The sequence below is a fragment of the Streptomyces sp. SID12501 genome, assembly GCF_010550245.1.
Taxonomy (GTDB): domain Bacteria; phylum Actinomycetota; class Actinomycetes; order Streptomycetales; family Streptomycetaceae; genus Streptomyces.
Genome location: NZ_JAAGLU010000056.1, coordinates 1 through 13,161 on the forward strand (window position 1 = coordinate 1; position 13,161 = coordinate 13,161).

The 13,161-nt window shown below is 68.1% G+C and carries 13 protein-coding genes; 2 read left to right on the top strand and 11 right to left on the bottom strand.

Going from position 1 to position 13,161, the window contains the following annotated elements; all coding sequences use genetic code 11:
• The 3 genes from G3I71_RS41055 to G3I71_RS41065 form a co-directional block, all read right to left on the bottom strand.
• A partial coding sequence (locus G3I71_RS41055; protein ID WP_164323311.1) for an AAA family ATPase occupies window positions 1–1,501 on the bottom strand: 1,501 nt, incomplete at its 3' end.
• 303 nt (window positions 1,502–1,804) lie between these two features.
• Window positions 1,805–2,008 (bottom strand): hypothetical protein, encoded by a 204-nt coding sequence (locus G3I71_RS41060; protein ID WP_006375438.1) that lies wholly within the window; start codon window positions 2,006–2,008, stop codon window positions 1,805–1,807.
• Window positions 2,009–2,409: 401 nt separating this feature from the next.
• On the bottom strand, window positions 2,410–2,691 hold the full coding sequence (locus G3I71_RS41065; RefSeq protein WP_006375439.1) for an acylphosphatase: 282 nt from the start codon (window positions 2,689–2,691) through the stop codon (window positions 2,410–2,412).
• Window positions 2,692–2,833: 142 nt separating this feature from the next.
• Here G3I71_RS41065 and G3I71_RS41070 point away from each other — a divergent pair, with 142 nt between their 5' ends.
• Together G3I71_RS41070 and G3I71_RS41075 are read left to right on the top strand one after the other, a co-directional pair.
• Window positions 2,834–3,988 (top strand): CAP domain-containing protein, encoded by a 1,155-nt coding sequence (locus G3I71_RS41070; protein WP_164323313.1) that lies wholly within the window; start codon window positions 2,834–2,836, stop codon window positions 3,986–3,988.
• A gap of 94 nt (window positions 3,989–4,082) precedes the next feature.
• Window positions 4,083–4,484, top strand: a complete 402-nt coding sequence (locus G3I71_RS41075; RefSeq protein ID WP_164323386.1) for a helix-turn-helix domain-containing protein — start codon at window positions 4,083–4,085, stop codon at window positions 4,482–4,484.
• Between the two features lie 4 nt (window positions 4,485–4,488).
• On the opposite strand, the gene mutM is transcribed toward G3I71_RS41075, so the two are convergent.
• From mutM to G3I71_RS41115, 8 genes are all read right to left on the bottom strand, one after another.
• Window positions 4,489–5,349: a bifunctional DNA-formamidopyrimidine glycosylase/DNA-(apurinic or apyrimidinic site) lyase gene (gene mutM, locus G3I71_RS41080; protein WP_164323316.1), complete on the bottom strand. Its 861-nt coding sequence runs from the start codon at window positions 5,347–5,349 to the stop codon at window positions 4,489–4,491.
• A 132-nt stretch (window positions 5,350–5,481) separates the two neighbouring features.
• Window positions 5,482–6,342, bottom strand: a complete 861-nt coding sequence (rnc, locus tag G3I71_RS41085) for a ribonuclease III (protein ID WP_343243234.1) — start codon at window positions 6,340–6,342, stop codon at window positions 5,482–5,484.
• 7 nt (window positions 6,343–6,349) lie between these two features.
• On the bottom strand, window positions 6,350–6,523 hold the full coding sequence (gene rpmF / locus G3I71_RS41090) for a 50S ribosomal protein L32 (protein ID WP_030753522.1): 174 nt from the start codon (window positions 6,521–6,523) through the stop codon (window positions 6,350–6,352).
• Between the two features lie 2 nt (window positions 6,524–6,525).
• Window positions 6,526–7,176: a DUF177 domain-containing protein gene (locus tag G3I71_RS41095; RefSeq protein WP_164323323.1), complete on the bottom strand. Its 651-nt coding sequence runs from the start codon at window positions 7,174–7,176 to the stop codon at window positions 6,526–6,528.
• A 144-nt stretch (window positions 7,177–7,320) separates the two neighbouring features.
• Window positions 7,321–8,391: an ATP synthase F0 subunit B gene (locus tag G3I71_RS41100; RefSeq protein ID WP_164323327.1), complete on the bottom strand. Its 1,071-nt coding sequence runs from the start codon at window positions 8,389–8,391 to the stop codon at window positions 7,321–7,323.
• Window positions 8,392–8,504: 113 nt separating this feature from the next.
• Window positions 8,505–8,984, bottom strand: coding sequence for a pantetheine-phosphate adenylyltransferase (gene coaD / locus G3I71_RS41105; protein ID WP_343240210.1), 480 nt, complete (start codon window positions 8,982–8,984; stop codon window positions 8,505–8,507).
• A gap of 26 nt (window positions 8,985–9,010) precedes the next feature.
• Entirely contained in the window at window positions 9,011–9,595 is a 585-nt protein-coding gene (rsmD, locus tag G3I71_RS41110; protein ID WP_164323334.1) for a 16S rRNA (guanine(966)-N(2))-methyltransferase RsmD, read from the bottom strand.
• Between the two features lie 161 nt (window positions 9,596–9,756).
• Window positions 9,757–13,005, bottom strand: coding sequence for a helicase-related protein (locus tag G3I71_RS41115; RefSeq protein WP_164323336.1), 3,249 nt, complete (start codon window positions 13,003–13,005; stop codon window positions 9,757–9,759).
• Between the last annotated feature and the right edge of the window lie 156 nt (window positions 13,006–13,161).

Below are 13,161 nucleotides of genomic sequence, written 5' to 3' on the forward strand. Positions count from 1 at the left end.
ACCCGTCCTTGCGGCGCAGACCGAGCGCCAGTGCCTCGTGGCGGGCCTGGGTGGCGGCGCGGCGGCGTTCCGCCGCCGTGGCCGCCTCACGGGCCGCCGTGAGGCCTGCTTCCGCGTCGGCGAGGGCGGCCTTCGCCGCGTCGTGCCGCTCCGCCAGGTCCGCGTCGCCCGCGTCGAGGCCGTCGACCTCGGCCTGCAGGGTCTCGTACTCCTCCTGGGCCGCGACCGCCCGTTCCCGCGCCTCGTCGCGGGCGGTGGCGAGCCTGTCGATCTCGGCCTGAGCGCTCGCCGCACGCGAACGGGCGGCGTTGACCTGGCCGTTCAGCCGGGCCAGTCCCTCGCGGCGGTCGGCGATCGCGCGGGCCACGTCCTTCAGGCGCCGCTCCTCGACCGCGAGTCCGCGCTCCAGCTCGGCCCGGTGCTCGACCGTGTCCTCCAGCGCGTGTTCGGCCGCTTCCAGGGCCGCTTCCAGCTCGGCCTCCTGCTCACGGATACGCGCGGCCTCGCGCTCCATGTCCTCGGGTTCACGTCCGCGCCGCTCGTCGTCCGGGGCGGAGGTGGCGCTCTTCACGCGCGCGTCGGCCAGCGAGACGGTGCCTCGCACCCGTTCGGCGAGCTGGGAGAGCTCGTACCAGGTCTGCTGCGCGCCTTGGAGGCGCGGCGTGAGCTGCCGTACCTCGTCCTCCAGCAGCGCTTCGCGCTGGAGGGCCTTCTTCAGCTCGGCCTCCGCCGCGTCCTTGCGCTCCTTGAGCGCGGCCTCGTCCGCGACCTCTGTCTGGAGGGCCCCTCGCAGCCGTACGAGATCGTCGGCGAGAAGCCGGAGCCGGGCGTCACGCAGATCCGCCTGGATGACCGCGGCCCGGCGCGCGACCGCCGCCTGCCGTCCCAGCGGCTTCAGCTGACGCCGCAGTTCGTCGGTGAGGTCCTGGACGCGGGCGAGGTTCGCCTGCATCGCGTCCAGCTTGCGCAGCGCCTTCTCCTTGCGCTTGCGGTGCTTCAGTACGCCCGCCGCCTCCTCGATGAAGGCGCGGCGGCCCATCGGATCGGCGTGCAGTACGGAGTCCAGCTGGCCCTGGCCGACGATGACGTGCATCTCGCGGCCGATGCCGGAGTCGGACAGCAGCTCCTGGATGTCCAGCAGCCGGCAGGTGTCGCCGTTGATCTGGTACTCGCTGCCGCCGTTGCGGAACATGATCCGCGTGATGGTGACCTCGGCGTACTCGATGGGCAGCGCGCCGTCGGAGTTGTCGATGGTGAGGGACACTTCGGCGCGGCCGAGCGGCGGGCGCCCGGTGGTGCCGGCGAAGATGACGTCCTCCATCTTGCCGCCGCGCAACGACTTGGCGCCCTGCTCGCCCATCACCCAGCTGAGCGCGTCCACGACATTGGACTTGCCCGAGCCGTTGGGCCCCACGACACACGTGATGCCCGGTTCGAACCGGAGCGTGGTCGCCGAGGCGAACGACTTGAACCCTCGGAGGGTCAGGGCCTTGAGGTGCACGCCGCTGGACTCTACCTTCCGCCGGTATGTCACATGATGAACCCCTGGATACCCCCCGGCGGTTTCGCCGATGAACGTGCAGGGCACATCAGACGTTAAAGAGGGTGGACACCTTGGGGAAGCAACCACTCTGGACCATGGGGGAGCAGACGGGCAGCACGGGGAAATAAAGAAGGGACGCCGAAGCGTCCCTTGCAATACTCTGGCCAAACTTCGACAGCTCAGCGGTTGATGCCAACAGCTCGACCACTGGGTGCCTGGTGCGATGCGCGGTACTGATGCGATGCGTTACAGACGCAGTGATCAGGTGAGCGCGGGCTCTGCCTGGCGTGCGTCGATGCTCTCGAGAAGCGAATCGTGAGAAGCGGCAGCCGTCAGCTCGTCGTTCTCCGCCTGGATGCGTCCGAGTTCGGATTCCAGGTCCTGTACGCGCTGCTGGAGCCGTCGCATCTCGGCGAGGAGTCGCGGGTCAGAGCCGCCGACGTAACCGAGAAGCGCCTTTGCCATGATGGATGGTCCTCCACACTGAGTGACCGACCGAAGCGGTGTGGGTCGTGAGGGAATCGCACCCGCGATGCTTGGCACTGTGCAGCTCTTGCTTGGGTTTTTACTGCCGTTCTTACATGCCAAACAGCTAAGGTGCGCGGGGCTTTCAGAGTCTCACCAAAAAGTTTGACGGTCAACACGATCACGCCCTGTATTGGCGGGCGGCACGGGGCGCGCGGCCTCTGGCGGGCGGCGCGGCGACTCCGGCGGGGCCCGAGGGCCTGGTGACAAGCGTTTTCTGCGGAGCCTGCCACGACCTGCCCTTCTTGGCAACCACCAGGCAGTTTCTGCCGTGGACAGGCGCGCGTGGCATGTTGTGGCATGTCTACGGGGTGCTGCCTGGGCCGCTTTACAGAACCGCCTCAGCGGATGGCGAACCCGTCGTAGATCCGACGAGGTGTGTCCCAGATCTCGGTGACGCCGTCCACGCGGCCGGGCGTGTCGTCACCGCGCAGCCAGTCGAGCAGTCCTTCACAGCCCTGACGCGTGCCTTCCGCGACCACTTGCACACGTCCGTCGTCCAAATTGAGAGCAAAACCACTCAGCCCGCCGATCTCCAGCGCCCTGGCCCGCGTGAACCAGCGGAAACCCACGCCCTGGACGCGTCCGCGCACCCAGGCGACCAGTCGCACATCCTCGTTCATGGACGCACGCTAACGGGCCAATGTCTCTCTGAGCACTTCCTCCCCTTGCGCCATGGGGTACCGTCCCCACCCAACGAATCTCATATGAAACTCACTCGTTCGAGTGAGTAATCCTGACCGCAAGGACGAGGAAGGCCAAAACATGGGACGCCACCGACGCTCCGCCGCCGGAAGCGCCACCACAGGTCGCGCCACGGGGGTCACGGAAACATACGATTCGGACACGGGAGGTTACGGATCCGGCCAGGGACCGTACGACTCCCCTGTCCCACACACACCTCACACCGCGTACAGCACGCTGTGGGAGGACGCCCCAACCACGGTGGGCATCGCCCCGTATCTGCACCCCGAGGCGCAATCCGACGCCTACGCGACGAGCGACGCCTACCTCTTCGCCCCGGACGTCACGGGCGCCCATACGGCGATGAACGGCGACGGTCCCTTCGGCGGACCCGGGAACGGCAGCACCCGTGGGCGCCGCAAGAAGCGGTCGTCCAGGCCGGTCCGTACGGGCCTGCTGGGCGTCTCCGCCGCGGTCGCCCTGGGTACCGTCGCGGTCGCCACGGGCGTGCTGCCCGGCGGTGACAAGTACACGATCGGTGGCAGCAGCAGCGGCGACAAGGTGCAGGCCGCCGACTCCCCGACGAACGCCGAGACCCAGCAGGGGGGCACGTCCGGCAACGCCGACACGGACCGCGACAGCGGTACGTCGACGAGCCGCGACTCGGATCGCGACACATCGCCCTCTTCCCCATCCCCCTCGCAGTCGACGGCTTCGGCCGCCCCGGCGACCAAGGCCCCGCCGAAGAAGTCGGCGGTCACGCCCAGCGAGGCACCGACGACGGCTCCGGCGCCCACTCCGCCGAAGGCGAACGAGACTTCGAAGCAGCAGACCTCCGCCCCCATCACCGTGTCCGCGCAGGCCGCCGCCGAGGCGGAGGTGCTCCAGCTCGTCAACGAGGAGCGGGCGAAGGTGGGCTGCAGCGCGGTGTCCGCGAACAGCGCGCTGCAGGACCTGGCGGAGGCGTTCAGCGAGGACATGGCCGCCCGGGACTTCTTCGACCACACCGACCCCGACGGTCTCTCACCCTGGGACCGGGCGGACAAGGCCGGCATCACCAGCCTCGGCGGCGAGAACATCGCCCGGGGCCAGGCCGACGCGGCCGCGGTGATGGTGGCCTGGATGAACAGCCCCGGCCACAAGGCGAACATCCTGAACTGCGACTTCAAGACGCTGGGAGTGGGCGTCCACTTCGGCTCGGGCGGCCCCTGGTGGACTCAGGACTTCGGCTACTGACCGGCGCGACCGTCCGGACCGCCTGAAGATTGCACTAACTACGGGTTAGCGCAATCTTCAGGTCAGCGCTGCGCTCGCGTACGCTGGAGTCATGATGAACGCCACGGAGGAGCAGCCCCTCCCCTACGACGTGTTCGCCAAGGCGTGTCCGTCGCGCGGCACGCTGGAGCACGTCACGGGCCGTTGGGGCGCGCTCACACTCGGCGCCCTGCAGGAGGGCTCGCTCCGCTTCAACGAGTTGCGCCGCCGCGTCGACGGCGTGAGCGAGAAAATGCTCTCCCAGACCCTCCAGGCCCTGGAGCGCGACGGCCTGGTCCACCGCGAGGCCCAGCCGACGAACCCGCCCCGCGTGGACTACGAGCTGACCTCTCTGGGCCACGAGGTCGCCCAACGGCTGCTGGCGCTCATCCACTTCGTGGAGGGCCGCATGGACTCCGTGCTGGCAGCACGCGAGAAGTACGACGAGACACGCGCCCCTCGACAGCAGAACCCGTGACCGTCTACGCCGAAATACGCGGCGCCCGCTGGCACTTCGGGCAGAAGTAGCTGGACCGGTTCATCCAGGGGCGACGCAACATCGGCGTCGCACAGCGCTTGCAGGGCAGTCCCTCGCGTCCGTACGCGTCGAGCGAGCGGTCGAAGTATCCGGATTCGCCATTGACGTTGACGTACAGACTGTCGAAACTCGTGCCGCCCACGTCCAGCGCCGCGTTCATCACATCCCGTACGTGGCCCAGGAGTTCGGCGGTGTGCGGGCGGGTGAAGCCCGCGGTCGGGCGTTCGTAGTGGACCCGGGAGCGCCAAAGGGCCTCGTCCGCGTAGATGTTGCCCACGCCGCTGATCAACGACTGGTCGAGCAGGGCCCGTTTGATGGTCGTCCGCTTCCGGCGCAGCGCCTGATGGAAGGCCTCGTCGTCGAACAGCGGGTCGAGGGGGTCACGCGCGATGTGGGCGATGACGTCGGGCAGCCCGTCGGGGGTGTTGTCGTGCAACGACAGCCCGCCGAAGGTGCGTTGGTCGACGAAGCGCAGCTCGGTGGCCAGGTCGTCGGCGAAGCGGACGCGAATACGCAGATGTTTCTCGTCGACGGCCTCGGGCGGCTGCATCAGCAGCTGACCACTCATCCCGAGATGCGCCAGGACCGACTGCCCGGTGTCCTCCAACGGCAGCCACAGATACTTGCCACGCCGGCTGGGCGTACCGATGCGATGCCCCTGGAGCCGATGCACGAAGTCATCGCCCCCGGCGACATGCCGCCGCACGGCCCGAGGATGCAACACCTCGGCGTCGGCAACGGTGCGCTGGGCCACCCACCGAGCCAACCCCCGCCGTACGACCTCGACTTCGGGCAACTCAGGCATGGAAACCCCCTGGCTTTGGGCCTTTAGGGGCGCGGGGAACTGCGCGACCAGCCCTCACCGGCCCGCGGACAACGAAAAACCGAAGAACACCAGTGCCCGTCCCGCCAGGGACAAGCACTGGTGCACACAGACTCAGGCAGACGTTGAGGAAGGCGCCTCGGCGTCATCCTCAACAGGCACAGGTACAGGCACCGCGGCCTCAGCTGCGGCCACAGCCACCGCCTCCGCGGCAGCGACCTTCACACGTTCATCCGCATCCGCACGGATGGAACGCCAGGCCGATTCCGCGGCCTGCTGCTCCGCCTCCTTCTTGCTGCGGCCGGTGCCGGTGCCGTACGAGACGCCTCCGACGCGGGCGGCAGCAGTGAAGGTCTTCTCGTGGTCCGGGCCGGTCTCCGTGACCAGGTACTCGGGCACGCCGAGCCCTTCGGTCGCGGTGAGCTCCTGGAGACTGGTCTTCCAGTCCAGGCCGGCACCGAGGTTCGAGGATTTCTCGATCAGCGGGTCGAAGAGACGGTGGACGAGTTCGCCCGCCGCGTCGAGACCCTGGTCGAGATAGACAGCGCCGATCACCGCTTCAAGGGTGTCGGCGAGGATGGACGCCTTGTCCCGCCCGCCCGTGCCCTCTTCACCACGGCCTAGCCGGATGAAGGAGCCGAGTTCGAGCCCACGGCCCACCTCCGCGAGTGCACGAGAATTGACCACCGCGGCCCGCAGCTTGGCCAACTGGCCTTCTGGGAGGTCGGGGTGGGTGCGATACAGCGTGTCCGTGACCACCAGACCGAGCACGGAGTCCCCGAGGAACTCCAACCGCTCATTGGTGGGCAGACCGCCGTTCTCGTACGCGTACGAACGATGGGTCAGCGCACGCACCAGAAGGGCGGACTCAAGCTGGTAGCCGAGCCGCCCTTCCAGAAGCGTGTGGGACGAGGCTGTGTCCGCCTTTTTCTTGGCGGTCGAGTCCGCCTGGGCGTCAGACATGGAGCCTCTCACCGGCCGCTCAGACCTCGAGGACCTGGCGCTTGTTGTAAGTGCCGCAAGACGGGCACGCGATGTGCTGCAGCTTGGGCTCCTGGCAGCGCTCGCACGCAACCAGAGTGGGGACCGCAGCCTTCCACTGCGACCGGCGGTGGCGCGTGTTGCTGCGCGACATCTTCCGCTTCGGAACAGCCACGGCTACTTCTCCTGCTTCTCGTCGACGCCCGCTTCCGCTTCGGCGTCGCTGATCTCGTCCTTCTCGCCGGGTTCGAGTGAACCTACGAGTCCCTGCAGTGCCGCCCAACGAATGTCGACGGCGTCATGGTGGTGTTCCGGGTCGTCAGCCAGTCGCGCTCCACACTCGGAGCACAGACCGGGACAGTCGTCCTGGCACACCGGCTGCATCGGCAGTGCGAGCACCACCGCATCACGCAGCACGGATTCGAGGTCGAACAAGCCGTCCTCGATGAAGAGCACGTCCTCGTCGTCCTCGGCGTCGTCGGCCGGCTCCGCTTTTACGCGGCCCCGGTCGTCGGCGTCAGGGTACGAGAACATCTCCTGGAAGTCCGCTGTGAGCTCCTGCTCAAGCGGCTCCAGACACCTTACGCACTCCCCCTTGGCCCGTGCACGGGCGGTGCCTGTGACAAGCACACCTTCCATGACCGACTCCAGGCGGAGTTTGAGCACCATCGGCACGCCTTCCGGCACTCCGATGACCCCCTGGATCCCGAGATCCTTGGGAGCGTCGATCTCACGGGTCAGGCGCTGCAGCGCGCCAGGACGCCGACCCAGTTCGTGTGTGTCGAACACGAGGGGGTTGCGGTGGTCGAGGCGGGCGTTCAGAGCCATTCCTGCTTTCGATCTTCGATGCTCAGCTGCTCGTCCTCCGGGCAGCGGTGATCGCAGAGATACACGCGACCGAAGAGCCAGGATACTGGACCTTCCGCCCACGGCCCAATCCGGTCCCCGTCCGGTCTCTGCAGGGGCGGGCGTTCACTGCCCGCCGCGCCCCTGTTCGTAGGCGCGCAGCTGCTCGGCGCTGATCATGCCGGTGTCGAAGAGACTGGTCTCGTCGAGGGCGTGCGCCTGCTGCTGTTGCTGCTCCGGCTGGGCATAGCCCTGCTGTACCTGGGCGGGGTCGTAGGCGACCTGCGAGCCGTCGTACGCCTGGTAGGCGTAGGGGTCGGCGGACTGGTAGCCGTACTGGTCCTGCTGCGGGGCGTACGCCTGCTGGTAGCCGGCGTAGGGGTCGGCGGGCTGCTGGTAGCCGTACTGGTCCTGCTGGCCGTACTGCTGCTGGGCCGGGATCTCCGCCGCCCGGGGCTGTTCGCCGAGGGTGTCCGGGGAGTCGGCGAGGTCGGCCAGGTAGTCGGCGTCGCTGGTGTGCTGCCTGGGGGTGCCGTCGTCGTCCTGGCCGAGGGAGCCGAGGTCGTCGCTGGCGATACGGCCGTGCAGGGTCTGCCGGCCGCGGCCGACCGCCTCCAGGGTCTTGGCGAGGACGGCCTCGAAGGCACCGAGCTTCACGTCGACGTATTTGTCGGCGTTGACGCGCAGGGTCTCGGGGTCGTGGCTGCGCTCGGGGGCGTCCTCGTCCTCGTATCCCTGGTCGTCCAGGCCTGGGCCGGTGCCGAGCAGCTTCTCCCTGCCGCGGCCGACCGAGCCGAGGGTCTTGGTGAGGACGACCTCGAAGTTGGCGAGCTTGGAGTCGACGTAGTCGTCGGCCTCGGCGCGGACGTCCTCGGCCTCTTTGCGGGCCTCGGCGAGGATGCGGTCGGCCTCGCTCTGGGAGCGGCGGGCGACCTCCGTGTCGGAGATCAGGGAGCCGCGCTCGTCGTGCGCGGTCCGGATGATCCGGTCGGCCTCCTGGCGGGCCTGCTCGACCAGCTGTTCCCGGTCGCCGATCAGCTCCTGCGCCTGCGCGAGGGAGCCGGGCAGAGCCGCGCGCACCTCTTCCAGCATCGCGAGCAGGTCGGCGCGGTTGACCACGCACGAGGCCGACATGGGCATCGACCGGGCACTGGAGACCGAGGAGACGATCTCGTCGAGCTTCTTCTGCACGTCCACCGTGTGCTCGCCACTCTCTACAGCTGTGATGAAGACGGACGGGTCGACTGTACGACTCTGCCGACCCGCCCGACACCGAGTGACGGTCTGTCAGTCCTTCGTCAGCCTGTTCGTCAGTCCCTCTTGAGGCGCCCGTCGAGGGCTTCCAGGACGAGCGGCGGCACGAGGTGGGAGACGTCCCCGCCCCAGGCGGCGACCTCCTTGACGAGCGAGGAGGAAAGAAAACTGTAGGTGGGATTGGTCGGCACGAAGAGCGTCTCGACGCCCGACAGACCGTTGTTCATCTGGGCCATCTGGAGTTCGTAGTCGAAGTCGCTCACAGCGCGCAGGCCCTTGACGATGGCCGGAATGTCACGCTGCTTGCAGAAGTCGACGAGGAGGCCGTGGAAGGACTCGACCCGGACGTTTCCGAACTCGGCGGTGACCTGGCGGATCAGGTCGATCCGTTCGTCGACCTCGAAGAGGCCCTTCTTGGATTTGTTGATCATGACCGCGACATAGACCTCGTCGTACAGACGGGAGGCGCGGGAAATGATGTCGAGGTGTCCGTTGGTGATCGGGTCGAACGACCCGGGACAGACGGCGCGGCGCACTAGTGATCCCTCGCTCTCCGGTCCGGTCATCGTGCGTCTTCGCACGTAGAGGCGGCGCGACCGTACCAAAACGTTCCCTCGCCGTAGCGACGGGACCGGAGCGCTTCGAAACCGTCCGGCCACGGGAATTCACCGCCTCTGGTGCTGCGCTCCACGGTGACGAGGGCTTCGGCCGCGAGCCAGCCCCCGGCCCGGAGTGTGAGCAGGATCTCGCGAAGATCGTCGTCCGGAACGGCGTACGGCGGGTCGAGGAAGACGATGTCGTACGGCTGTGTGGACGCCGTCCGAACAATCTGTTCCGTCTTGCCGGCCCGGACCTCGGCGCCGGGCAGCCCGAGCGCCTTCACGTTCTCGCCGATGATGCGGGCGGCGCGGGCGTCGGCCTCCACGAGCAGGGTGTGCCCGGCACCGCGGCTGAGCGCCTCCAGGCCGACGGCGCCCGATCCGGCGTACAGGTCGAGGACGCGCTCGCCGTCCAGGGGGCCGCCGAGGAGGGCCTGCCAGGTGGAGAAGAGGCCCTCTCGGGCGCGGTCGGAGGTGGGGCGCGTGCCTGTTCCCGGCGGGACGGCTAGGCGGCGTCCGCCGGCTGTGCCGGCGATCACGCGGGTCATCTGGGGTCCTTGTCCATGGGGTGATCTGGGATCCAGTTTCGCAGGCGGGGGTAGGGGGTGCTTTGTGTTGTTGGCAACTGCGGGTCCATCGTGGTTGCTCGCGCCCACGCGGCGGAGCCGCCTATCGACACAGCCTCGCGCCCCTTTGGGGCACGTCCGCCTCACCCCTTGTCCAAGTACTGCTCCCTCTCCTCGTCCAGTAGCGCGTCCAGGGCCGTGCGCAGGCCCGGGAGGTTCTCCAGGTCCGGGTCGGCGGCGACCACGGCCGCCGCCTCCTCCCTCGCCTCCGCGATGATCTCCTCGTCGTCGATGACGGTGAGCATCCGCAGGGAGGTGCGGGCGCCGGACTGGGCCTGGCCCAGGACATCGCCCTCACGGCGCTGTTCCAGGTCGATGCGGGACAGTTCGAAGCCGTCGAGGGTGGCGGCGACGGAGTTGAGGCGCTGGCGGGCGGGGCTCGCCTCGGGCATCTCGCTGACCAGGAGGCAGAGACCGGCTGCCGACCCGCGGCCGACTCGCCCCCGGAGCTGGTGGAGCTGGGAGACACCGAAACGGTCGGCGTCCATGATCACCATCACGGTCGCGTTCGGCACGTTGACGCCGACCTCGATGACCGTGGTGGCCACCAGGACGTCCGTCTCCCCGGCGGTGAAGCGGCGCATCACGGCGTCCTTGTCGTCGGGATGCATACGGCCGTGCAGGATCTCGACCTTCAGCCCCTGGAGAGGCCCCCGGGTGAGTTGGTCGGCCACCTCCACGACGGCGAGCGGTGGGCGTTTCTCGGCCTCGGCCTCGCTCTCGTGGGACTTCTTCTTGCCGGCCTTCTTCGGGTCGTCCTCCTCATCCCCGATGCGGGGGCAGACGACGTACGCCTGATGCCCCTTGCCCACCTCCTCGCGCACGCGCTCCCACGCGCGCGCCAGGAAATGGGGCTTGTCCGCGGCCGGGACGACATGGCTGGCGATGGGCAGGCGCCCTGCGGGGAGCTGGTCCAGGACCGACGTCTCCAGGTCGCCGAAGACGGTCATGGCGACCGTGCGCGGAATCGGGGTGGCCGTCATGACGAGGAGGTGCGGGGGCTGTTTGCCCTTGCCGCGCAGGGCGTCGCGCTGTTCGACGCCGAAGCGGTGCTGTTCGTCGACGACGACCAGGCCGAGGTCGTGGAACTGGACCTTGTCCTCGATCAGCGCGTGCGTGCCGATCACGAGCCCCGCCTCGCCGGTGACGAGGTCCAGGAGCGCCTGGCGGCGGGCGGCGGTGCCCATGGAGCCGGTCAGGAGGACCACCTTGGTGGCCCGGTCTGCGCCGCCGAGCATCCCGCCCTCCGCCAACTCCCCCATCATCTCGGTGATCGACCGGTGGTGCTGCTGGGCGAGCACCTCGGTGGGCGCGAGCATCGCGGCCTGACCGCCTGCGTCGACGACGGCGAGCATGGCGCGGAGGGCCACCATAGTGTTGTGGGTCACTGTGAAGTTGTCGGTGACGTAGGCACGACTGGGATGCGCCACGCTGATGCACTGGACAGGCTTGCGTCCCACATACTCAACCGCGCGGATTCCGCGTCGGAACGTGTTGTATTTCGGCCTCGACTTCACTCGATCTGCCTTGCGGGTCAACCTGAAGGGCCCGTACGCGTCGGGCAAGGCCACCGATACGTTGAAGGCGGCCTTCTTCGGAAGGACACGGGCCCGGCCGCCAAGTGATCGGACCAGCCAAGCGACATCGTCTGCGAGTCTGCGTGAAGCCGAACAGAGCGAGATACTCAAGCCGTCCTTGTCGACGGTGCCATCGGTGTCCAGGATTCCTTGCAGCAGAGCAAGACGGTTCTTGATCGAGGTGTTCTTGAACTCGTCCGGAACGAATTTGTCGTGCGAGGTCATGCCCCACAGATTCAGCTCGCGCAGGGTTCGAATCACGGGGTTGCGCACGCCACCCGCACGATGGGTCAGCTGAATCGTGTAGTCACAGCGAGAGCCCCTCACCGGGACCAGACGGCATTCGGGCGCTACGGCGGTCGCTACCGCGTCATGGATCTCGTCGTCGATCGTGGACAGGCGCAGGTTGTGCCGGAATGAACCGTCTCCCAACAGGAGGCCGAAAAGGTACGGATCGAGAGGAAGCTCGAAGTCGCCTCCCAGGTCGACCGGAGCTGCCGCAGGGAGATACCACTTCGAAGACCCGTTTGCCTTGAACGTGTCCAGGCGAATCTCCCGGGTCGTCATGATCTTGGGAGCCTGGCCTCGGTGCCACCCACAACTCGTCCCGACGATCCAAAGATGCTCGTCGTCGCACTCGACCGAGCTTCCGTCCGAGAGGACCAAGCGCCAGACATCGCGCTCTCCTTGTGGGAAGACGCCGTCGATCAGCGCGATCTCCCCGTCTGGCACGACGATTTCGTCTCCCACCTCCAGGTCACCCATACAGCGGAACCCGGCGGGTGTGAGCACGAGCGAGTCCAGAGGCTGGGCCTTGCCCGAACCGACCTCCCCCTGGAGCAGCCGGTGCATCGGGTGTTCCGCCGCGAGGTCGTCGAAGATCTCCTTGGAGACCTTCTGCTGGCCCTCCGTGAGGGTGAAGGGGAGTTTCGCGTCGAAGGCGGTGAGGAGGCCGTCCGGGGACGGTTTGCGGGGTACCGCCGGGAGTTGGGCGTCCGCGTGGCGGCGGCGGGCCAGGGCGACCTGGAGGACGAACGCCTCGTCCCACTTGAGGCGGTCGCGGGCGGACTCGATGTCCGCCTTGGTGTGGGGGCGATGGATCTTCAGGAGGGCTTCGGGGAGGGTGGCCATGCCTCGGCCCTCCCGGAGGGAGTCCGGAAGGGGGTCGACGGCCTCCTGGGCACTCGGGATGACCGTCTGGACAGCCTTTGCGATCTTCCAGGACTCCAGTTTCGCGGTGGCCGGGTAGATCGGGATCAGGGCGCCCGCCCAGGAGTCGACCGCCTCCGTCGCCTCGTCGGTGTCGCCCTGCAGCAGTTCGTACGCCGGATGGGCCAGCTGGAGGCGGCGGTTGAAGACCGAGGCCTTGCCCGCGAACAGCGCGCGGGTGCCGGGGAGGAGGTCCTTGTGGGGTTTGTGGACTCCATGGCCGAAGAAGACCAGTTGGAGCCGGCCGCTGCCGTCCGTGATGGTGACTTCCAGGCGCTGGCCCTTGCCCCGGGGGGCCTTCGAGGACGCGAAGGTGTGCAGGCGGGCGTCGGCCACCTGCGCGACCACCGTCACGTGCTCGTCCATGGGGAGGTCGGCCAGGTGGGTGAGCTGGCCGCGCTCCTCGTACCTGCGCGGATAGTGGTGCAGGAGGTCGCCGACGGTGTGCAGGCCGAGGTGCTCGGCCATCACCTTCGCGGTGGCGGGGCCGAGCACTGACTTCAGCGGCTGTTTCAGTGGTTCTTCCAGTGCGGGCACGAGATCCATTGCACACCACGCCACTGACATTGCCGTATGCATACTGGGAATCCGCTGGTCAGACGGCTCGTTCCGGGCCTAGGATGGCGCGCCCCGGCCATCCCCCGCGGTCACCGCCTCACCGGAACCGCCCGACCCCGCGCCGTCGCCAGAACCTGGTCCCCC

Excerpts from the sequence above, each read along its gene's own strand:
- rsmD (WP_164323334.1), bottom strand. The coding sequence starts at position 9,595 with ATGACCCGCGTGATCGCCGGCACAGCCGGCGGACGCCGCCTAGCCGTC.
- G3I71_RS41070 (WP_164323313.1), top strand. The coding sequence starts at position 2,834 with ATGGGACGCCACCGACGCTCCGCCGCCGGAAGCGCCACCACAGGTCGC.
- G3I71_RS41095 (WP_164323323.1), bottom strand. The coding sequence starts at position 7,176 with ATGGCTCTGAACGCCCGCCTCGACCACCGCAACCCCCTCGTGTTCGAC.
- mutM (WP_164323316.1), bottom strand. The coding sequence starts at position 5,349 with ATGCCTGAGTTGCCCGAAGTCGAGGTCGTACGGCGGGGGTTGGCTCGG.
- G3I71_RS41075 (WP_164323386.1), top strand. The coding sequence starts at position 4,083 with ATGAACGCCACGGAGGAGCAGCCCCTCCCCTACGACGTGTTCGCCAAG.
- G3I71_RS41060 (WP_006375438.1), bottom strand. The coding sequence starts at position 2,008 with ATGGCAAAGGCGCTTCTCGGTTACGTCGGCGGCTCTGACCCGCGACTC.
- G3I71_RS41065 (WP_006375439.1), bottom strand. The coding sequence starts at position 2,691 with ATGAACGAGGATGTGCGACTGGTCGCCTGGGTGCGCGGACGCGTCCAG.
- G3I71_RS41115 (WP_164323336.1), bottom strand. The coding sequence starts at position 13,005 with ATGGATCTCGTGCCCGCACTGGAAGAACCACTGAAACAGCCGCTGAAG.